This window comes from Helicobacter sp. NHP19-012, from assembly GCF_019703325.1.
Taxonomy (GTDB): Bacteria; Campylobacterota; Campylobacteria; order Campylobacterales; family Helicobacteraceae; genus Helicobacter; species Helicobacter gastrofelis.
In genome coordinates, this window is sequence record NZ_AP024820.1 from 26,965 (window position 1) to 47,061 (window position 20,097).

A 20,097-nucleotide genomic window follows, 5' to 3' on the forward strand; every position below is an offset into this window, starting at 1 on the left:
TTATTTAATGTTTCTATTTTGGACTTGTTGGGCTGTTTCTCAATGAAAAAATAAATTATTGCCAAAAAGTTGCCAAAAATCTAAAAGCACACATGTGGATTTTTGCGCTATCTTAAAAAAATAAAAACTACTTAACAAAAAATAAAATTTTGAGTGTTTTTAGTCGTTTTGTGCCATTTTGTAAGGCACAAAATCAAGTGTAAAAGGGCTTTGCAAAAGTGTAAGACCCGTCCTATTGAAAAGAGGGAAAGTAGGCAAGTCGGTTTCACCCCTGATATTCAAAAAGACTTCCACGCTTTGCTGGGGGTCTGTGTCTAGCACCACGACATCTTTTTGTTCTTTTAAAACTGCAACGCTAAGTTGATGCACAATGTGCTTTTACCGCTTTCTCCTTTTTCATTGGCAACCGTAATGATCATAGACCCCTTCTTTTGTGAAAATACCATAAAACACGAGTCTTTAAAATACTGCAAAATACATTAGAACAAACTGCAACACCGCAAAAATAAGAAAATACAAGATAGTAGTATAAAATACAAGACTTTACAATAATGTAAAGCAATGCAAAATACAAAACAACAATGTAATTCTTTGGGGAGTGTATTGCGACCACTCACTAGAGATTCTATGAAAACACCAAGCTACGATTAAGGGAATTAATTTATCGTTTATCGTGCATATGGCTAAAAATCAACAAGAAACCCAAGAAGCCCTAAAACAACTAGAAGTCTAAAAGCAACCCATATAACAGAAAGTTCAAGTTAAGGTATAACACAAGCTCTTGAAAAAGGCGCACCCAGATGCAAGTCCAAACACAGCAAAAGCAAGCCCGCCCGCAAGCCAAAACCGCTATGTTGTTTTTAGTTGTTAAAGTCATCTCAATAATTGTAGGTGTTTCTCGTAAGTGAGTGTCTTGCTTTAGCTCCCTGCAAGGGCAAACTAGGCGGTGAGCTTGCGAACGAAACTCCTTTATGTGGTCGCATGACTTGTAAACCAAGCAACACCATTTGGGGTGTGCTCACAAGTTCGCTTTGCATAATTTGCCACTCAAACGCCGTGGGGGCTAAAATTCTATTTATATTGATTTAATATTGATTTATGGGTTTGGGCTGTTTGTGGAGAAAACCTTAAATATGTTTAAGCTTATAAAAGGCTCTAAAAGCGATGAGGGCATGCTAGAGTGCGGGTTTTGGTTTATGTCGTAGTTATGGGGAATTATGTTGTAGCTAAAATAATGATTTGATGAAAGTATATATTTTGTTTATAAAGTCTTGGGGACTTGCAAAGACATGCGTAAAGTATTCTTGCCCGTTCTGGTTAAACTTCTCAATGTAAAGCTTATGCTCCCCTGCTATGTAAAAATCTTTGTCGGTGCCTTCGATAATCTCAAACAAGCCTAGCACCATTGTGCTTGTTTGAGAAAATCTCGTATCCACTAATTTGACCTTTCTAAAGTTGTGTTGTGGCTGTTCATCTTCAAAAAATTCTCCCAAACACCCGTGGTAACTTTGGACTTCTCTTTTTGTGCTTCTGTATGAAACTGGGAAATTTTAATCATTTTCTCAAACTGCTCTAAACTTTGAAAAATTTGGGTAAAGCATTTTTCTAGTAACTCTGCAGTGGGAGGGTGTTTGGAGTATTTTTTAAAGTCTTCAAAAAGTTAGGGCATTTTTTAGCCCATTCCAGCTCGGCTTGCACCACCTTTTGTTCTTGTGCTGTGATCTTAAACAATACTTTGATATGCCCTGTGGGGTAGTGTAGAATATCTTTTAAGAGCACTTTTATGAAAATGTGATCTGGGGTGTGTAAGTCTACAATCTGCCCATGATAGGTCCTTAGGGTTTCTAGCTCGGTCCGTATTACCTCTTGTGTCCTTGCTTTGGGCGATTCTTGTTGTAGTGTGGAAGAAGGTATTTCTTGCGGTGTTTGTGGTGTTGGGATTTGCGCTTCTAAGACAACTAACTTTTGCGTGGTGTCTGAGTCGCCCCCTCTTTTGAAATCTTTGATGAATTGGTCAATGTCCTCAAACACTGCCACAAAATGCCCCTCCCACTTCTTGGGCTTTTCAAAGTATTGCCATTTGTGGTTGTCATTTAGTGCCACATGCCCTGCCATGTCTAAATCTCGCTTATCATTACCCAAGACTTCAAAATGCACGGCGATCCATTTTCTCGTTTTGGCGGGGTAAATGTCTACAAGGCGCACCGCTTTAAAGATGTGTTCGGGATTGTCTATGGCGAGCTTACCCGTAGAGTTGATTAAGCCTTTTAGGGTCTTAACATCTTCTTTGCTAAAATGTTTATGGTAGGCCTTATTTTCTTTGTAGTCTTGCATGAGCGCATCTAAAACGGAGCTTTTTGTTTGTCTAGCCTTTAGGGCGTTTTGGCGTGCCTCTTGCTCGGCAATGGTTTTGGGGTTAGGTATCACTTTAAAGACAATGCCTGTAACTTTGCCCCCTCGCCCCGTTTTAATTTTTCTATAGGTGATGCTACTATAAATACGTTGATCTAGCAACCGCATTTTTTCAGCGCGTTCTTTGATCTCATCTTGGGTATAGGCGAGTTCTTTGCAAGCGGGAACGAGGACCCTATTATCTACATGGCATACTTCATAATCTTTAGGGATGCCCATGTAGTTGCAAAAGCCTTGAAAGTCGTTTTTATAGGCGTTGATGGTAATAAACCCATTAACAACCTTATCCTTAAACCGCTCAATCAGGCGAAAAAGACTTTTAGCGTATTTGCCCTTGATAGTTAAAAATTTTTGTAATTGAAAGTTTGTGAAATTACCCTTTAACGCGTTTAATAAGTAGGTGAAGTGGGGGTGATTGACTTGTATCTCTATGTCTTTGACTTTAGTTTTGGCATCATCATAGTAGTTGATAGCAAAGGTTCTAAAGAGCAAGTGATTTTCATCACGCCTTGGGAGCAGTATCCAAAAGTTCGCTACCTTTATTTTGTTCCATACTTCTTTAACTATCTTTGAAACTCTGCTATGTTGGATATTGGGGATACCGATGAGCGTTTTGATTCCTTGTAAGTCAAAATGTACGATTGTATCACCTTGTTGTTTGACAATGTTAAAAATAGAAAATAATAAATTGCTCTCTAGTGCGCCTAAGTTGCCCATCTCCACTTTATACATGTCGTTGTGGTAAGCGACCTGCCCAGGGTTGTGCATATTAATGTCTTTATATAAGACGGGAACTTTGGCGGGTTCTTGTGGTTGCTCTTGGAGGGTTTCTTGCGGTTGCGGTTGTGGTGCTTCCTCCTTAGTGAGTTGTTGTGGCTGTGTTTGCGCAGTAACAAGTGATAACATTGTGTAGGGCAATACCTCAGTGGGGTCATTAAACCACGAGGTTAAGATGATCGAAATGTTGTTAACGACCTCTTTTAAGTCCTCTTTGATGTTCTGCTTTAGCTGCTGGTTGTTTGTCTTGTCTAAAAGTTCTTGCAATTTATTGAGCGTGTTTGCCATTGCTGTTAGGCACTCTTTAGCCCATGGCGATGTGTTGATACCCCCTGTTTCATCCCCATCCCACTTATTGGCAATCACAATGGTAGCGATCTCTTGCACTACTTTAGATTTTTGCGTGGTAATTTGGTTGAGCTTTACAGAGTCTTTAGTGTGCTTGATCTCTAAGTAAATAATTGCATCTAGCTTGTCTCGTAGGGTTCTCAGTTGCTTACAAAGGGGGTGCTCTTTATCCAATTTTTACGCTTTTCGTATTTGACAGATTATAACATATTAAAACTTTAAAATTATCTAGTATTAAATTTGCAATAAAAGCATCATCTTTGGGTAGAATATGTCTATAAACTCATCTATAACGGTATTGAATTTTATAAAAACCTTTTAGATAAGATAGCGTTAACTTTGTACAAAAATCGTCAAAATCGAGCAGTTTTTGTGGCAAAAATGGCTAAAAATGTGGAGATTGCGGACAAAAAGTTATTAAAAAGCCTAAAAAATTTTTTATCCTAACAAAATGTTATTAAGTAACCCGACAAAATGTTATTAACTTCCCGACAAAATGTTTCACTTAGACCTCGCGAACCTCGGTACAAACGAGCCCCCAAGCTAGGTACAATTATCTTACAATCTCTTTATAAATTCTCTTTCGTGTCTTCACACAAAAATAAAAAATTTACATTGAGATTAAGGTAAGCCAAGCTGACGCTTGGCATCTATATTACTCTTGGGGGTAAACCCCCAAACCCCCAAGAGAGGGTTTTAGAAATGAGAATTTGATTTTGGTCTTGAAGTATCTACGATTGTGGAGCAATCATGTCCTTGGGGAGAGAGTGAAAAAGCAACCAAACAGAGCAATCATGCCTCTTGAAAAGTAAGACAAAGCAAGACGATAAAACAAAGATAGCGTTTAAATCGCTTTTAAAGGCTCATAGAGCGAAAGGTTAGGAGTTGGGAGTTAAACTTATAATGTGGATTTAGAAGCGATTGTGAGGGCTTTTAAGAGCAATAAAAACCTAGCTCAAAATTTAGTCATCAAAAACTGTGGTAGCATAAAAGCTAAAAAGTATGTTACAATATATCCTTAACCCATTTTGGTGAGAACTCGTGTTGGATTTGACAACACAGAGTTGCCCTACCTTTGAGTAGGGAATATCAAATCACTTCATTTCTAATCTTCCCTTTGATAGTTTCTGAAGTTTGTCTATCCGCTCTCGACACCTTATTGCGCCTGCGTCTAGCGTCAAATGTGCGGATTTGGTGGAGCAGAGCGATTTGTTCTATGCCTCTACCATTCTTAAACAAGTGATGGTAAGGCATTTTTTTCTTGTATGTTTTACTAGAAAGGGACACGCCCAAGGAGAGTTTATTGGCTAGAACTCGCGACACCAAAATAAGGCGTGTAAAACTTACAGATTTACCATAGACTTCACATCCTACATTGTAACCACCACAAACCCAATAGGTATACCCCGGGATAACTCTATAGGGTGCTAACTTATTCGTGTTTTTCCTTTGTTTGTTCCACGCATCAAAAAGTTTATCCATCTGTTTCTCTCAAAACCTAAGATATATCGAATATGCCAAAAAGACAAAAGTTTTAAGAAAGCAGGTTATAAGTACGCGTCCATATACAGGCAATCCCTAGCTTATTGCCATCCACTCACACCTCACCCCCTTACCAAATTCTTCAACACATAGCGTTTGACAAAGAAGTTCACACTATCAGCTTCCTTGTCAGCTAGAGCTTTGAGGGTGTTGTATTCATCTTGGGATAGATAAAAAGTGATGGTGTGGTTTTGTTTTAAGTGTGCAGGTAAGGGTTTTCTGCCCGGTTTAGCTTTGTCTTTAGCACTGAAAGTGTTTGCTTGTGGGTTGTTGGTGTTTTTCAAAGCATCTTGGATAGATTTAGGGATGTTTTTGTTTTCACGCATCGCTTGCTCCTTGTGTTAAAGTGTCTAAAAGGCGTTGGTATTCTGTAATGAAGGTCTTGTAGTGGATTCTAGAGAGTGGGGTTTGCATAGACAACTCTTTAAAGCTCAATCCCTTGCGCATAGAGTTCTCTATAATCCTAGAGTGTTTGAAAAAGAAAAAGTTTAAGTCTGTGAAGTTGGATTGTAAGGTAGATCTTGCTTGATCTTGCTCTTCTAGGCTTTGGTAATCAGTGATGAGCACCATTAAGGGCACTTTTAAAGCCTGCAACTCTTGGATGGTTTCAATGGTTTTTAATAGAGAGTTGTAAAGGGGAGTGCAGGGGATGAGGATGGCTTTACTAGCTTTAGCAATTTCTAAAACTCCACTTTGGATAAAGCCTCCAAAGTCATAGACACAATTGTCGATTAAAGAGGGGCGGGTGCTGATCTTAGCCTTGTTGGGGTAAATGCTCTCAATGATAGAAGAGTCGTTGCTTTGCAAGAACAAATCTAAATCTTTAGCAATGGAGAAGCTAAAGGCGGTCTTACCCACACCGCCTTTTTTATTAATAGTGGAGAAAATCATGGAGACCCTTGTCTTTTGGTTTTTGTTGATTGTTGATACTATTGGTTGATTGGTACAGATACTGCTAACATTACTGGCATCACTACTAGACTAGTACAATACTCTAGATTAATAGGTCAGTGTAAGATTTAATCCATTAAAAAATGTTTAAAATTTTGATTAATCAAATGAGTAATGTTTGTAATTGGGTTAAATGTGGATAAGTAATAGTTCGGTACTCTTTGGTAAGCAACTAACTCCCGCATCCCCTTATTTTTTCATTTTTATTCATTTGAGTTCAAGTTCCTTTTGACTGATTAGCCAAACTATCCTTTTTTCTAGACATTTTGTCCTAAGCTATAGGGTCTGAAATCCCTCCACTGATCGGTTGTTTTGTCTATAAAGCGTGCATTAACAGGACTTAGCTCAGCTCTGATCTCCCCAGGGTAGATGGCTTTTTCTAAATTCTCTTTGTTGCTCTTAAAGATGATGCGGTAGCGGAAGTGTTCTAACATAGGCTTGAGTTCATGATTGCCCATAACATTTTTAAGACTACTAGCAAAGACAATGAAGTGCTGTTCATTATCCATGGCTTTCTCTAAAAATGTCTGCCACATACCTAGAGAACCGCCCTTGCTACGATGTAAATCTGTTGCCTCATCTAAAGAATCGATGAGAATAAAGCTACCCGGTGCTAGATTCTCCGCAAAGAGCTGGGCATTGGTGTGGGTTACTACAATCCCAAAGGGTTGTAGCACAGAGGCATGGCTAGCGATCTGTTTACTAGCGTTGTAGTAGTAAAGTTGTTTGCCAGTTACTTGTAAATTTTTACCAATAATCTGAAGCCAAGCAATTTGGGTGGCTAGATCATTGCTCACCATGAGCAAATGGGATTGTGGGGCATCCTCAAAGTGCAAAATAAAGTCTTTCCCCTTATAACCCGCACCCACGCCTAGCTGCAAGGCCGCGCCCTGCACTTGCAAGCTTGTAGGCATCGCAACTGGGAGTTCGCCATTGTAAAGCTCGTGTTCTACAGGCTTTGTGCCTCTCTCTTGGGCGGCTTTGATGGTTTCTTGAATAAAGGTAGGGAGTTTCTCATTGGCTGCATAGGGGATGGTCGTATAAGTCATCATAGCGGGCGTTTTCTTCTCGCCAACATTGCTATAAATACCTTTACGTTCCTTGAGTGTGAGATCGCCAGCGGCTTCATTGCCTAAAACAGTCATGCTATCCTCTGCATCCATTGCCAGAGCCATGCGGTTATCAATTTGGGTTTTCATTGCTTGTGGAATTGTAGTTCCGCGCATAGTTTGGGTAGAAAAGATGAGATGAATCCCATAACTACGCCCTTTTTTAAGTAACGCTTGTAAGAGCTTTGTTAGATGTTCATTTTCCTTACTTACGACTTCTGCAAAAAGTACCTGAAATTCATCAATCACCACCACTATTCTAGGCATGGATTGCTTGGCATCGTGGCGGTAGCCCTTAAAATCTTTGACTCCACACTCCTTGAATTTCTCCGATCGCGCAATCATCTCATTATTGAGCGATTCTAGAAACTCGATCCCAAAGGATACAGAAGCCTGCACACTCACCAATTCAGCATGTTCTAAAGGCGGATTGGCATAGGCGTTAAATTCTACGCCTTCTTTATAGTCTAACAAGAACAAGCGCAATTCATCTGGGGAATAGTAAAAGGCTAGATTTTGGATCAACACATTTAAAAAGTTGGACTTTCCGCTCCCCGTTTTCCCACACACCAAAGTGTGGTGTCCCGTGTGATCGCCCCCAATCTCAAATAAAACCTCTCTATGATCCTTATCCCAGCCAATGGGTACGCTCACAATAAAGGTGCTCTGCTTGCTCCAAAACTCCTTAGGTCTTTGCAAGACATCAAGTTCGCGCTTAACCTGCTTGCGTTCGCTATAATATTGTTCCACTTCGTGCGCAAAAGCGTTTAAATGCTCTTGAGACACGCTGAAATCATGCACTACATTTAAATCCACATGCTCTAAGTCAGCCACAGCCTCGAAGTCTTGCCCATAATTTTCTAAATATCCCATCAAGGCTTTAAGCCCAGTAGAAGCCTCGCCCTCACTCTCACTATGAATAAAACTCAACACCCCATTAGACGGTCCAAAACGCACAATTTTTTGCAAGTAATGCAAACTCTCCCCATCCAGCGCATCCACCCCGCTTAAAAATAACGCACGCACTTCTAAAATGTCTGGGTTATTGCGGTTAAAGTGCATAAAATCTTTGTAGTTGGCTAGTTTTTCTTGTAAATTCACTTTCAAGTAACTATAAAGACTCTTTAAAGCCTCCTTGATCTCATCGCCCTCTGTGAGAATCTTCTGCTTGTAGATAAAGTCATTGTCTTTTTTAAGCAATCTTCTAGCCAGTGCAAAAATACCTCCAAGACTGAGCGCATCCACTAAGACCACTTCTAAATGCGTGAGGGGGATTGTTGAGATCAAGCGCATCAATGTTTCACGCATAAATCTAGGCGTATTTGGGCTATCCCCAAAGAGAGCTGGTGGGGGGAAAGTGTGGGTTTTAGGGGCATAAAAGGGCTCAAAACTCTCAGGAGTGTGCCCATCGCGCACTTCATAGAGTCCTAGGGCTAGAAAATCCGGATATTCTTTGCTGTGATTGACATGCAACTCCCCACCTAATTGAGGTTGAATCGCGCGCACTTGCTTGATTTGCGCTTGCATGTTATCTAAGCTTTCTTGAATCAAAGATGCGGGCGCATCCTCAAAATACACACTTTTGAGAATATTATCTAAATTTTTTAAGCTGTGGTCCATGTACTCTCCTAAGGTTTAATATTTTGCGCTTTTCTGACCAAGTCTCTAGCCTCATCTAAGCGATTTTCAATCACCTGCCTAGTATTTTTGATCTCGTATTCTAGGTTTTCTAGGCGGTTGGTGAGGCTACACATGGGGTAAAAGACCTCTACACTTAACTTAGCCCCCAAATCGTCATCCATTGCCTCTAAAAATTGCCTCTCTAGCCCTTGTAAAGTCTGTGTGCTCCCATCATAATACATGCGTGTCCTTAGTCCTCTAATTTTTTCATAAACATGTCCAAAACCAATAAGGGCGTTTTGGTGTAGGTGTCCGTGTCTAGGAATAAGACTTGTTGGTTGCTAGTATCCAAGAGATAATAACCCCCATACCCATCGCTCCCAAAGACGATTTCACTCTGCCCCAAGTGCTCTTTGAGGCTCTCCATGAAAAACACAAAGAGGCATTTGCCCTCTGTGTTGAAGTTCAGCATATTTTTAAAGCTATAGTTTTTATTGCCAATAGAGAAACTGCGTTTAGGGGGAATCGCATTGTTGTTACGCCTTAAAAAGTCAATGAATGTAGGGCTAAATTCTTGCTTGCTAAAATCTTGTGCAACTTGCAATCCCTCCTCTTGTAAGGGGATCGCAAAATCCCAACTTAAGCCTTGAGTTGTGTTGCCATTTGTTGCCATAGGGGATAACCTTTGCTGTGTGGGACTTTGAGTAAAATTTCTTCACGCACAAGTTGCATAGTGCCTAGTGGTGGGTTGCCATCAAAATGCCAGAGATAACCCTTAGGGGTGATGCCCTTGTTGATCTGTGCTTTCTCTTCATCATCAAAAAGATTTTGCAAGGAGGCGCGTTCTTCTAGGGCTTTTTGTAAAGCCTTGATCGCGCGGAAGTGTAACATAGATTTTTCCTCATTTAAATGTTCTAAGTCTATGGTGGTAGAAAACACTCCCGGAAAAATAGGCAAATTAAACTCACTAAAGTGGATGTCAAAATCATTTTGGGGGTTTACGTTAAAGTCCTCTTTTTGTCCCTCTAAGAGTTCTTGGTATTTGGTGTTTGCCTCTTGGATTTGTTGCTCTCTGGCATTGGGTTTGAGCTGTTCTTGTAAGGCTTCTAGTTGTGCGGATAATTCTTGTAATTTTTGGAATTGTGGTGGGGGAATGTTGTATGCTTGCTCGATAATGCTAGCCGCCTCATTGGAACGCCGGCAGAGTTGGTTATGTTCCTCGTCATAGTCTAGCAATAAGCCCTTGCTTTGCTGGTAGGCTTCCTCTAGGAGCTGACTCTCAATGCGTTTAATCTGCTCGCTGTAAATCTCTAAAGCCTGCTCAAGTAAAGCAACTTTTTCTTCCCATTGTTTGCGTTTATTAGTGGCTATGGTCAGGGCGGCTGTGGCTGTGGCTACAGCAGGAAATCTCCATGGTGGCGGGAGAAGCATAGCTGCTGCTAGGGCAGCCTTACAATAACCCTCATAACGCCTAGCATCCGCTAACCCCACTCTAGCCTCTTCTAGCAACTTCTTGGTGTTGCGATATTCTTCGCAGATCGCTTCGTAATACTCTTGCAACTCTCGCAAAAAGTTGCGTGTTCTTTGTTGCAACTCATCTCTAAAAAAGCGTAACTGCGTAATGACTTGGCGTAGTTGCTCCGTATCGACATTAACAGGCATCAGATGCCTCCATAAGTCCTAAGTTCCTCAACCTTGCGCCTAAGCCATGCGACTTGCTCGGTCGCATCGGTATCAAAGCGTTTTAAAAACGACTCTAAATCCCGCAAGACTTCCTCAAATTCCAAATATTTTTTATCGCCCCAAGTATCTCCTAAAGAACGAAAATGCCCATTGAGACTATTGACCATGTCGTTGAGATCGTCTAGGAATTGCTGTAAATGGTTGGCAAAACCCTCAATCTCATCAGAATCGGCTTGTGCTACTGACATCAAAACTCCTTGTTTTAGATTTTCTTAAAGTCCCGCCCAACCACACCGCTTTTATATATTCTCCTCATCTTTGCTAGGTTTGTTATCCCCCCTTTCATAGAGGCTGTAGTAGAGAGGGTGCGCCCCACAGATGTGCTCTTTTTGGGGTTTTTTCCATAGATAGCTTCGTGATTGGACTTGAGGCTATCCTTGCTATAGTCATGAAAACCCGTTGAGCGTTTTTCATCCTCAAAGGATGTTTCTTGTGGGCGTTCTAGATTAGCATTGGTGAATAAGAGGGTTGCAGAGGACAGGGAATATAACTGACACCCTGCAAAATCCTCAAAATTAAAACGCATGGAACAATCCCTCTCAAGGATGTCGCGCACATCTGCCATGCGTCTATAATCCCAAATGCTATTCTCTAGGCGATCCTTAAAATCAGGGGTATTTAGCACGATACTATGCTTGTAGGCTTTGTTGATCCACACAAAGGCATAGTCTTTATGCCCTTTTGGATCGATGTTAAAAACCCGCTGGAAATCCTCCCAAAAACTCTCAGAGATGTCCTCAAAGCGTGCTTTGTTAGCTAAATTAGACGCTCTAATCTTTTCATCTTTATATTGGAGCACACACACGCAATTATTGACTAGCACAAAAACATAGGTATAACGCATGGCATTCCTTTATTAATTGAGATGAGTCGCTTTGTTGTCATCTAGACGGATGACTTTCTCTGACCAAACCAATTCACCCTTATCGTTGAAAACGCCGATTTTAAGCGTGCTCATATCTTGAGCGCAAATTTTAAGCACATGGTCGGGATAGGGGCGATCCAAACTCACCACGCATCTTATTGTTTGGTTGGCTGGAAAATTCCTCTCCTCAGCAAAGGCACTCGCTTTATCCGTGTAGCGGAATTCCACCTCTTGATAAGACCCCAAACAATCCAACTCCACCCATTCCCCGATCTTGATTCGATCGCGGTGCAATTTGGGTTCAAAACGCCTTCTGCGTTCAAAGCCGATGTGGTATTTAAAGGCAGGGGCTGTTTCCTCCCGCACAATCCGAATACCCCCTTTGTTGCGCTCACGCCCCTCCAAAAGCCCAAAGACCACCCCCGTTTTACAGGTTACGCGGTGTGAAGAATGGATCGGTCCATCGTGTATGGGGTGCATGGGGTTCTCTCTTTTGATGATTTCATCTGCCTCAGGGGTGCCTAGAGGGGGCCAGAGTTCAAAATCCATATCCGGCATCTCTTCCCCGCGTTTGTTCAGTTGGGTGTTTTTATAGGCTTGGTATTTTTCTTTTTCCTTTTCAATGTGCTCTAAGAAAATGGCTTTGAGCAAGGGGAGCGGCTCGCATTCCCCCCTAAGAAAATGTGCAATTTTGTCATGCCCTCTATTTTCTCGCCCAAGAGTCGCAAGCTTGTAAAGAAGTTTTTGACCCCATCTTCAATCTCTCTTCTCAGCACGGCAAGCAGATGGGGATAGTTGATGGCTAGGTTAATGTCTTCATCCCCACCATGCGCATTTTTTAAAGTGATGACTCGCTCTATTTTGCCCATTTCTTGTTCTTGTAGCTCTTGATCCTCTTTTTGCAAATCCTCCGCACTCAAGTTTTCTACAAAGGGGCGCAAAAGTTTTACCAAATCTTGTAAATTGCGCCTGCCCTCACGGGGAGCTAGAGTGATGAGATCGCCTAAGAGGGCAGTGTTGAAACGCGCCGGATCGTAATTAGGGGCTACAAAGGGGATTTTGTGTTCGCGCATCTGCTCTAGGTGATCCTCTTGAATGTAGAGTTCATAGGCTAGAAGTTCTAATAAATTCTCGCCTCCTAGCCAACGCATGCCATCATGGGTTGTGAAAGGGCAGAGATCAAATTCGTGGTTGGGATCATCACTCTCTTTAAAAATCCCAAAGTCAAAATCGGTTGTCCCGCCCCCAAAGTCAAAAATCCCATAGTAAATGCCCTTTTGATCCACTTTGTCATAAAACCCAAATTCTAGCAATGCGCTGATCGCATAGGCAGCCGGTTCGCTCAAGGTCAAGCGCACTTGTAATTGATTCTCATCTAAGCCAGCAGGAAGGGATTTTCTCAAACCCTTTTCAAAACTCTCGCGGATTTTTAACGCCTGTTCCTCCTCATATTTGACCGGATAAGAGAGGAAATATTTTAAATACACCCCCCTATTCATGTTGTTGATATAGCGTCCTAACAGATAGGCGTAAAATTCCACTGGATTATTAAAATCACAATCCATGAAGCCCTTCAAGCTCACTTCATACCCCTGTTCATCGTTGAAACGGATATTGTAATCTGCCGCGCCCGCCCATTGCTTGAGTTTGTAAAAAAATCGATAAAAGTCATTCCCTTCAGCCTTTTTAAACTCTTCAAAAGCCCCGTGGGAGACCCCTAGATCGGCAAGTTCTGTCAAGGGGCGGTGTTCAAGTGCACCATAGTCCTCTAAAAACTTTTGGTGGTGTCTAAACTCGATAATGGTGGGGTTTTCAAACTCCCGATCGCCTAAATTTCCTAGATTTTGTTCTGCACCAATGGAGAGCAAGGTGGGATTGCCATCTTCTAAGTAAGCTGCAATGGTGCTTTTAGTGCCAAAGTCAATGGCGACCTCTCCGGGGTTAACATCTCCCTTAGGGGTTCTGACATTCAGACGCACATCAAATTTAAAACACAACTTCTTACCCTTGAACCCATCTTCCCTAGGGTAGAGGTCCCAATGCCCCTCGTTGGGGTCATCTAGCAAAGTTTGCGCATAGGGTTCAATGCCAATGGCTACATGGTCAATTTCGAGTAACTCAGGGCGCAAATCCTCCATTTTGATATGTAATTGGCTATCTTGCAACAACGCTTCAAACTCTTTAATCCAGTGCGCCGGAATAAAGGGCTTTTGGTTGCGAGAAACCAAAACAGATAATTCCTGCAGGTATTCCAAAAACTGCGGGGATCGCACACAAGAATCATCGGGCTTGAGATAACGCACGCGTCTAGCCACCGTTAACAAACGCTCTTGGTCTTTGGTAGGGAGAGTTGCAATCTTTCCCTCAAAACCATCTAATTTCCTTTGGACATCGGTTAAAATCTCTTTGGTTTTCTCATTGCCCTTTTTCTCTAAATTCCGTAACTTTTTGGCTAAAGGATGCCTTTCAGGAAGGGTTAATTCCTCAATACTGATTTTGTCTCTTTGTTCTTCCATGTTTTTTCCTTTCTTAATGGGGGTTGGAACTTTTGCACACAAATGCGCACATAAAAACGCCCGCACACGCACCAAAATGCCCGCGATCACTGCGTTTCGACCAAACTATATGCCACGGTGGTGCCACCTATTTGGTAGCCTTGAAAGAGAACTTTGCAAACCTTACCCTGCTTATTGCCCTTGCCCAATATCTCGCATTTTGCGGGGTTGTATCCATCGCCTTCTTTAATCGCCAGCCTTTGCAAACCAAGCAAATCTTGCAAAATCGCAAAGAGGCGTTCAAAATAGTCCATCCAAATTGGCGCATCCGCTGTTTTTTCTTTAATGGATTTGAGGGTGTTCTCGGCTACCTTTTTCATCAAGTTTTTAGGGGCTTTATAAATCTCATTGAGCAAATCCCCGGGCGTATTTGCCACAAGCCCCAAATTAGGATGTTCTTGGGCAAGTTTTAAAAGCTCTTGGTAGGGCTCAAAGCCCTTGAGTGTAGCCATTTGTGTCTCTAAATTTGTGATCCGCCCCTCTAATTCTTCTTCCTTTTGTTGTGCGTTGGTTTCTAGTTTGGCTTTTTCCTGCTCTAAACCTTCCAACTTCTTGTCTAAGTTTTCTACTTTTTGCCTTTCAGTTCCTAGTTCGCTCTGTAAGCCCGGTATCTTATTTTTCTGCAAATCCTCTATTGCTGCGTTCTTTTCTCCTAGCTCCTTCTCTTTTTTCCCTAGTGCTTCCCTTTTCTCTCCTAGCTCCTTATCAACCGCTCCTTTTTCCTTCTCTAGTTTTGTGTATTTTTCCCTCAAACCCTCAGGACCTTCAAGCTCGTTTTCTAGGTTTTCGACCCGCCCTTGCAGTGTTTTAACTGCTTTTTGCATTTCCACAACCATTTTTCTAAGTTCTTTGAGGGTGAGTTTGTCCTTTTTATCCTTGCCCATGTCTATTATGTCCTCTAGGTTTAGTTTTAACAAGTTCTGTGCGAAGTGGTATAACTCTTTTTCAAGTTCGCTCAAATCCTCTTGTTGTTCGGAGTTGGGTTTTTGTTCTAAAAGGCTTCTAATTTGTTCTGCGGGTGCTAGTTGGGGATTAGGGGTGTTAAGCCAAGATGTGGGCATAGAGAAGCTGCCCATTCAAGCACCTCTACTAGCTGTTTTTGGAGATCATAAGAGCGTTGGTTAGTGCTAGCACATTCAGGACACCCCTTGTAGCGGTTATTTTCCTCTACTGCTCGCTTGTAGACGGGGTCATCAGCGGGGTTGTGGTGTGGGGATGGATAAGATTTAGAGGCGTGATCTACCCCCCAAACTTTAATGCCCAAGTCTTTTAAATCACCATTGATGGTCAAATGCTCGATAGTCAAGTGCTCGATAGTTAAATGACAGATACGATCCATACAACTCCTTATGTTTATCAAAATAAGACTCCCACCCTCCAAGATTTGGTAATCTTGCCTTTTTAGTTGCAAGAACTATAACCCCATGCACACAGAAATTATATCATTTTTAAATATTTTTTATATTGTATCTTACTCACATCTTACCATAGAAAAATTATCAAAAATTGTGCTACGATGCGGGCGGATTCGAGGGCGGATTTCTGCTCACCTCTTGTATTTTTCTTGGTTTTGGATCATCTGGTCTATTAAGTCCAGTATTTAAATATTTCTTCGTGTCAGAGCCCTTTAGAACATCATCTAAAAACAACCCCATGTTCTGCGATGCAACACCAATGATTATTCGCTCAGTACAGAACAAGGTAACGCGACTGAGTATAGTTGCCTTATACAATGCAGACGTTATATTATATTTTTTTGTTGTTGAATATTATAAGGTGCTGTAAGTTGACTAAATGTTCAGATGAGACCCTAACCTTCAAAAAGCATATTCAGCAATTTTTGGCTTATAAAAAGTTTGTGTCTTTCTAAAGCTTCAACAAAGGTTTGGAGTTGTGTAGAGGAGACAAAGCCTTCTTCTTTCATTTGCAATAAAATACCTAGAGTGCCTGTAATTTTTAAACTTAGTTTTTGGGCTTCTGCTCTGCCTTTTCGTTCATCCATAAGAAGTAATTCAGCCTTGAGAGTTTTGGCTAGAACAATGGCTTCACATTCTCCTAAGTCTAGTCCCGTGTTCTTTTTTAGTTTTGCGGTCTCTTCTTTTGGAACAGAGCAAACTTGTATGAATTTACAATCTCTAATCTGCTTGGCTTCATCTTGAAACCTCTCATTCTCTGTGAGCTCAGCAAACACACCTGATGGGATATACACATAACCAAAAAAATCCCCCAACAGATCTAAAGTTCCCATTTTTAAGAATGAAATCAGGGGTGTCGTGTCCGAAACGACTAATGAGGCTTTGTTCTTAGTATTTTTCTCAAACATTCTAGGTCTGCTTGTGCTTCTGCTACACTATAGTCAATAATGGGGATACCAATTTGACCATAAATGTCTAGTAAATCCAACTTTTTCATCCCCAGTATCTCTGCAGCTCTCCCATAAGAAATGCTTTGATCTTTGATGCGAGGATAAAGGAGCAAGGCTTTTTGTAAAATTTGTGTCTGTTCATCTGCATCGCCAATCAGTGTAGCCATTTCATCTGGTACTGATAATTGGATAGTCTTCATAACAGCCCCCTTATCTATGGTGTAGGCAAGAATTGTAGCAAAATAGAGCACTTGATAAGATTTTTGAATATTTGGCACACATTTAGAAATATATTAAATATAAATTATTAATATTTCAAACACTATTAAAAACATTAAACATTATTTAAAATTGTATTTAGTATTTCTTGAATTATTTAATGATGACCATACCTCATGGTAGTCTCTACCTATCTCATCTCCGCCTTTCCCTTTCCACTCCTTTAATATCCGCTTCACTCTTTCTTTAGTGTGTGCGTACAGCACTATCTATGTCGTATTAGGACTTTTGTTTGCAAAGAAGAAGCTAAATAATCATATAGGGTATTATAGCCTGAGATACATTTTGTGAGATTTTTTATGTAGGACATTTGTAGGACAAAATTACAAGTTTGTATGACAAATTTGTATAATAAAATACAGGTATTCTCACAGAAAAAACCTCCTAAAATAGGCACTTCATAGAAATTTGTATGACACGATTTTGTATGACAAAATATAGAATTGAGAGAGATATAGGGTGGTGTTTGGGTTGTTTTGTATGAAAAAGGCAATGAGAGTTTTTATTCTAATTTTCACTCATCAATATTGCTTGATTATTATCCAATTATCTGAGTTTGGGGGTATGTGTGGATAGACAAGTGCGCAATGACTAAAAACAAATTGTGCGTGTTTTGTATTGCTAATCGCCTTTGTGAGCGTTTTGAGTATGTCTTGGGGCATGCTCTCTTTACCCACACTAATACCTAAACTCTCGCAAAGAGTGTTTAAGTCTTTATGGACAATATCTAAATTTTCAGTTTTATTTTTTTCTAGTTGAAACTTAGTTTCTATAGCCTTGAGTTCGTCTAGGGCGTGAGCTTGCTATCTTGGTCTTATGACTCAATCAGTGCGTTGTAATTGGAAAAGATCGATACGCTAAATAGCTCATAATAAGAGGTTACCACTTGCTTAGTGCATTTTAACACAACAGCCCTTAAGTTGTATATTCGGTATTATGGAGCTTTTTATGAAAGAGAATTTTGGCTATATTTCTCTATCCACTTCTGCAACTCTTGCATACTCTCAAACACATACACAAAATAATCAGGAGCATCACATTTGGGCACAGATTTTTTAAAGTAGTCTATGTAGATTTTTTCTTGGTAAAGCTTGGCGTTTTCTAAATCTTTTGGGCTAGGCTCAATGAGTTTAAATAAGGCTCCCACTCTTTTAGTGTTAGGGCTTTTGATGTAAGTGATTAATTGTGCGGTGTTGAAAGTGTGGGTTGTGCCTTTTTTGCCTTTGCCTTTTGGTGTGATTGCACCTATGGTGTGTGGGGGTTTAGCATTATTGCCAAAGTTTTCTAAAAAGTCTTGTGGGTTTGAAAACACATGTGTAAAGTATTCTTGTCCATCTTTTTTTAAATTTTTCAATGTAGGTTTTATGTTCTTGTGCTCTGTAAAAGTCTTTCTCCGTGCCACCAATAATCTCAAATAGGGCAATCACTTCTGTATTAGTCTTGGACAAAATGGTATCCACTAACTTGACTTCTGTAAAGTTGTGCTGTGGTGTCTTGTTCTCAAAAAATGGAGCGAGCATGCCATGGGCACTTTGGATTTGGGCTTTTTGTGTGGCATTGATGGTGGGGGGTGTTTGTGTTTCATATGTTTTATCTGTGTTAAAGCGTTCCTGTGTTCTCTCAATCAAGGCAAGCAAGTCTTGCATGTGAGCAAAGGCTAGAGTGAAGTAGTCATGCCCACAAACTTGGCAATATTTTGTGTAGTCTTGGTAAAGTTGCATCACTTCTAATTGCCCATCAATGAGGGGTGGAGCTCTAAATTGCACAATAAGGGCTTTGCTGTCTTGAGTGGGGATGATCTGCTCTATGGTGGCAAGGGGGATGCTAAAGGGATTGTTCTCTTTATCCTTTAAAACTACATCTACACATTTGTGCAAACAGTCATTAAGAATTTTAATGTCTTTTTTACTGAAGTATTTGAGTCTAGGGGCTTTGGCATTTTCTAGAGCTTTTTCTAGCTCAGCTAGGGCTGGGTTTGGCATGACTTCAAAGGTGTAACCTAACACTTTTTGTCCCCGAGCTTTGGCTTTGTTTTTGATCACCTTGACTGATTTGTAGGGGGGTTCAAAGTGGCTTAGTTTTTTGGTTTTTTGGGTGAGTTGTTTGCAAGTGGGGTTCAATACCTGTCTATCAATATCACCCATCCTTAAAGATTCGGGGATACCCATAAAATCACGGAAGCCTTGTAAATTGCTCTCATAGACACAGACTTTAAAAACCCCATTCTTGTCTGTGGCGTGCTTAAACCGCTCTAAGAGCCTAAATAGATTCTTGGTGTATTTACCGCTTAGGTCTACAAATGTTTGGAGTTGCATTGTGGTAAAATTTGCTTCTAGGTCGTTTAGCAAGTAGGTAAAGTAGGGGTCATTGACTTGTATGTCTAAATGTTTAACATTTTTTTGTTTGTCGTATTCAAGGGCAAACACCCTAAAAAGCATCACTTTGCTTCTACGTATGTGCTCATTGGGCAGATGTTTGATTAAATCAAAATTAGCCCCCGCTATATTGTTAAAAAGATCAAGGGTTACTTTATAAAGTCTTGTATTGGGCATGTGCGGGTCGCCTGCTAGAGCTTTTAGCTCTTGTTGGGTGAAACGGATCACAGTGTCTTTTTTGTCTTTTAGGCGGTTAAATAGGCTAAAGAATAAATTGTTTTCTAGCTCACTTAGCATGCCTAGATTGACTTTGTAAATATTGTTATGCATCACAACTTGCTTAGGGTTAGCTATTTTTGTCCTTTTGGCTAAAATAGGTGTGTATTCTATAACTTCGCCTGTTAGGTTTTCTGTGTTTGTGGGTTCTTTAGGATTTTTTTGAGCTACTAGGCTTAATTGTAGCTCTTGTTGCGGAGTTTCTTTAACCACTTCTTGGAAAGTGTGCGCTTGCAATGGTGGAGTTTTGGGGGTGTTTTGGGAGCTACCCACTTCAGTTGTGGTAATTTGGGCAACTTCTGTAGGCGGTGTAGGGGTTGTTTGCGTGGTTGGGGGGCTATAAGATGGAATGTTTTCTTTTTTTACCCACTCGCACCATGTGGTTACGGCGATAAACATGTTATTGATGCAGTCTTTAATGCCATCATCACAGGTTTTTTGGATGTCGGGGTGGGTATTTGTGCTTTTGAGTTTCTCCATACTCTCAATGATACCCATATAGTGTTTGATATTTGCGATGGCTTCTTTGGAAGTGTTTAGTCCCCCTATATCATCTTGACCCCACTCGTTTTCATGCTCCAAAATAAAGCTCACAATCTCTTTTAGCTTCTCTGTCTTTTGGGCTAGGATAAATTCATGTACCTTTGGGTTTTTGTCCGATTCACATTCTAAAATTGTAAGCGCATCAATGTCGCATATCAAGCTTTTTATGTGCCTATACAAGGGACTTCTCTTATCCATTTTTTCTTTAAGTTTTTATGCTAAATTTTGGGGGATTGTAGCGTGTTTTTTGAAAAATAACGATTAATACGCAATTTATATCCTAAAAATCCACTATTTGGCGCAATTTATATCCTAAAAAGCGCAATTTATATCCAAA

The 20,097-nt window shown here is 40.7% G+C and carries 18 protein-coding genes and 1 pseudogene; all 19 read right to left on the bottom strand.

The window, feature by feature from the left end; all coding sequences use genetic code 11:
• Nucleotides 1-225: 225 nt before the first annotated feature.
• Nucleotides 226-419, bottom strand: a pseudogene (locus tag K6J74_RS07950) (nucleotide-binding protein); the annotation flags it as partial.
• A 1,186-nt stretch (nt 420-1,605) separates the two neighbouring features.
• Nucleotides 1,606-3,711 (bottom strand): replication initiation protein, encoded by a 2,106-nt coding sequence (locus tag K6J74_RS07955; protein WP_221272639.1) that lies wholly within the window; start codon nt 3,709-3,711, stop codon nt 1,606-1,608.
• Between the two features lie 915 nt (nt 3,712-4,626).
• The gene (locus K6J74_RS07960; RefSeq protein WP_221272640.1) at nt 4,627-5,019 is read right to left on the bottom strand and encodes a type II toxin-antitoxin system PemK/MazF family toxin; all 393 of its coding nucleotides are present in this window, start codon (nt 5,017-5,019) and stop codon (nt 4,627-4,629) included.
• Between the two features lie 122 nt (nt 5,020-5,141).
• On the bottom strand, nt 5,142-5,405 hold the full coding sequence (locus K6J74_RS07965) for a ribbon-helix-helix domain-containing protein (protein ID WP_221272305.1): 264 nt from the start codon (nt 5,403-5,405) through the stop codon (nt 5,142-5,144).
• Nucleotides 5,398-5,970: a P-loop NTPase family protein gene (locus K6J74_RS07970; protein WP_221272641.1), complete on the bottom strand. Its 573-nt coding sequence runs from the start codon at nt 5,968-5,970 to the stop codon at nt 5,398-5,400. The genes K6J74_RS07965 and K6J74_RS07970 overlap by 8 nt, the downstream gene beginning before the upstream one ends.
• A 317-nt stretch (nt 5,971-6,287) precedes the next feature.
• Complete coding sequence (locus K6J74_RS07975) at nt 6,288-8,759, bottom strand: FtsK/SpoIIIE domain-containing protein (protein WP_221272642.1); 2,472 nt, start codon at nt 8,757-8,759, stop codon at nt 6,288-6,290.
• An 8-nt stretch (nt 8,760-8,767) separates the two neighbouring features.
• Entirely contained in the window at nt 8,768-9,001 is a 234-nt protein-coding gene (locus tag K6J74_RS07980; protein WP_221272643.1) for a hypothetical protein, read from the bottom strand.
• 8 nt (nt 9,002-9,009) lie between these two features.
• Complete coding sequence (locus tag K6J74_RS07985) at nt 9,010-9,432, bottom strand: SMI1/KNR4 family protein (RefSeq protein ID WP_221272644.1); 423 nt, start codon at nt 9,430-9,432, stop codon at nt 9,010-9,012.
• Nucleotides 9,399-10,421, bottom strand: a complete 1,023-nt coding sequence (locus K6J74_RS07990; RefSeq protein ID WP_221272645.1) for an HNH endonuclease — start codon at nt 10,419-10,421, stop codon at nt 9,399-9,401. The genes K6J74_RS07985 and K6J74_RS07990 overlap by 34 nt, the downstream gene beginning before the upstream one ends.
• Nucleotides 10,421-10,690, bottom strand: a complete 270-nt coding sequence (locus K6J74_RS07995) for a hypothetical protein (RefSeq protein ID WP_221272646.1) — start codon at nt 10,688-10,690, stop codon at nt 10,421-10,423. Before K6J74_RS07995 ends, K6J74_RS07990 begins: the two co-directional genes overlap by 1 nt.
• 14 nt (nt 10,691-10,704) lie before the next feature.
• Nucleotides 10,705-11,346 (bottom strand): hypothetical protein, encoded by a 642-nt coding sequence (locus K6J74_RS08000; protein WP_260321746.1) that lies wholly within the window; start codon nt 11,344-11,346, stop codon nt 10,705-10,707.
• A gap of 12 nt (nt 11,347-11,358) precedes the next feature.
• Nucleotides 11,359-12,018: a hypothetical protein gene (locus tag K6J74_RS08005; protein ID WP_221272647.1), complete on the bottom strand. Its 660-nt coding sequence runs from the start codon at nt 12,016-12,018 to the stop codon at nt 11,359-11,361.
• On the bottom strand, nt 11,997-13,883 hold the full coding sequence (locus K6J74_RS08010) for an acetate and sugar kinases/Hsc70/actin family protein (protein ID WP_221272648.1): 1,887 nt from the start codon (nt 13,881-13,883) through the stop codon (nt 11,997-11,999). Before K6J74_RS08010 ends, K6J74_RS08005 begins: the two co-directional genes overlap by 22 nt.
• Before the next feature lie 86 nt (nt 13,884-13,969).
• Nucleotides 13,970-14,983 carry a hypothetical protein gene (locus K6J74_RS08015; RefSeq protein WP_221272649.1) on the bottom strand — a complete coding sequence of 338 codons (1,014 nt, stop codon included), beginning with the start codon at nt 14,981-14,983 and terminating at the stop codon, nt 13,970-13,972.
• A complete protein-coding gene (locus tag K6J74_RS08020) occupies nt 14,944-15,261 on the bottom strand; it encodes a hypothetical protein (RefSeq protein WP_221272650.1) in 318 nt (105 codons plus the stop codon). The genes K6J74_RS08015 and K6J74_RS08020 overlap by 40 nt, the downstream gene beginning before the upstream one ends.
• 471 nt (nt 15,262-15,732) lie before the next feature.
• Nucleotides 15,733-16,245: a PIN domain-containing protein gene (locus K6J74_RS08025; RefSeq protein ID WP_221272651.1), complete on the bottom strand. Its 513-nt coding sequence runs from the start codon at nt 16,243-16,245 to the stop codon at nt 15,733-15,735.
• Nucleotides 16,209-16,487, bottom strand: coding sequence for a UPF0175 family protein (locus K6J74_RS08030; RefSeq protein ID WP_221272652.1), 279 nt, complete (start codon nt 16,485-16,487; stop codon nt 16,209-16,211). The genes K6J74_RS08025 and K6J74_RS08030 overlap by 37 nt, the downstream gene beginning before the upstream one ends.
• A 1,025-nt stretch (nt 16,488-17,512) precedes the next feature.
• Nucleotides 17,513-17,878, bottom strand: a complete 366-nt coding sequence (locus K6J74_RS08035) for a hypothetical protein (protein ID WP_221272653.1) — start codon at nt 17,876-17,878, stop codon at nt 17,513-17,515.
• Entirely contained in the window at nt 17,835-19,958 is a 2,124-nt protein-coding gene (locus K6J74_RS08040) for a replication initiation protein (protein WP_221272654.1), read from the bottom strand. The genes K6J74_RS08035 and K6J74_RS08040 overlap by 44 nt, the downstream gene beginning before the upstream one ends.
• Nucleotides 19,959-20,097: the final 139 nt, after the last annotated feature.

Bases quoted from the DNA above. Each gene is read 5' to 3' on its own strand.
- K6J74_RS07960 (WP_221272640.1), bottom strand. From the start codon at position 5,019: ATGGATAAACTTTTTGATGCGTGGAACAAACAAAGGAAAAACACGAAT.
- K6J74_RS07965 (WP_221272305.1), bottom strand. From the start codon at position 5,405: ATGCGTGAAAACAAAAACATCCCTAAATCTATCCAAGATGCTTTGAAA.
- K6J74_RS07970 (WP_221272641.1), bottom strand. From the start codon at position 5,970: ATGATTTTCTCCACTATTAATAAAAAAGGCGGTGTGGGTAAGACCGCC.
- K6J74_RS07975 (WP_221272642.1), bottom strand. From the start codon at position 8,759: ATGGACCACAGCTTAAAAAATTTAGATAATATTCTCAAAAGTGTGTAT.
- K6J74_RS07980 (WP_221272643.1), bottom strand. From the start codon at position 9,001: ATGTATTATGATGGGAGCACACAGACTTTACAAGGGCTAGAGAGGCAA.
- K6J74_RS07985 (WP_221272644.1), bottom strand. From the start codon at position 9,432: ATGGCAACAAATGGCAACACAACTCAAGGCTTAAGTTGGGATTTTGCG.
- K6J74_RS07990 (WP_221272645.1), bottom strand. From the start codon at position 10,421: ATGCCTGTTAATGTCGATACGGAGCAACTACGCCAAGTCATTACGCAG.
- K6J74_RS07995 (WP_221272646.1), bottom strand. From the start codon at position 10,690: ATGTCAGTAGCACAAGCCGATTCTGATGAGATTGAGGGTTTTGCCAAC.
- K6J74_RS08000 (WP_260321746.1), bottom strand. From the start codon at position 11,346: ATGCGTTATACCTATGTTTTTGTGCTAGTCAATAATTGCGTGTGTGTG.
- K6J74_RS08010 (WP_221272648.1), bottom strand. From the start codon at position 13,883: ATGGAAGAACAAAGAGACAAAATCAGTATTGAGGAATTAACCCTTCCT.
- K6J74_RS08015 (WP_221272649.1), bottom strand. From the start codon at position 14,983: ATGCCCACATCTTGGCTTAACACCCCTAATCCCCAACTAGCACCCGCA.
- K6J74_RS08020 (WP_221272650.1), bottom strand. From the start codon at position 15,261: ATGGATCGTATCTGTCATTTAACTATCGAGCACTTGACTATCGAGCAT.
- K6J74_RS08025 (WP_221272651.1), bottom strand. From the start codon at position 16,245: ATGTTTGAGAAAAATACTAAGAACAAAGCCTCATTAGTCGTTTCGGAC.
- K6J74_RS08030 (WP_221272652.1), bottom strand. From the start codon at position 16,487: ATGAAGACTATCCAATTATCAGTACCAGATGAAATGGCTACACTGATT.
- K6J74_RS08040 (WP_221272654.1), bottom strand. From the start codon at position 19,958: ATGGATAAGAGAAGTCCCTTGTATAGGCACATAAAAAGCTTGATATGC.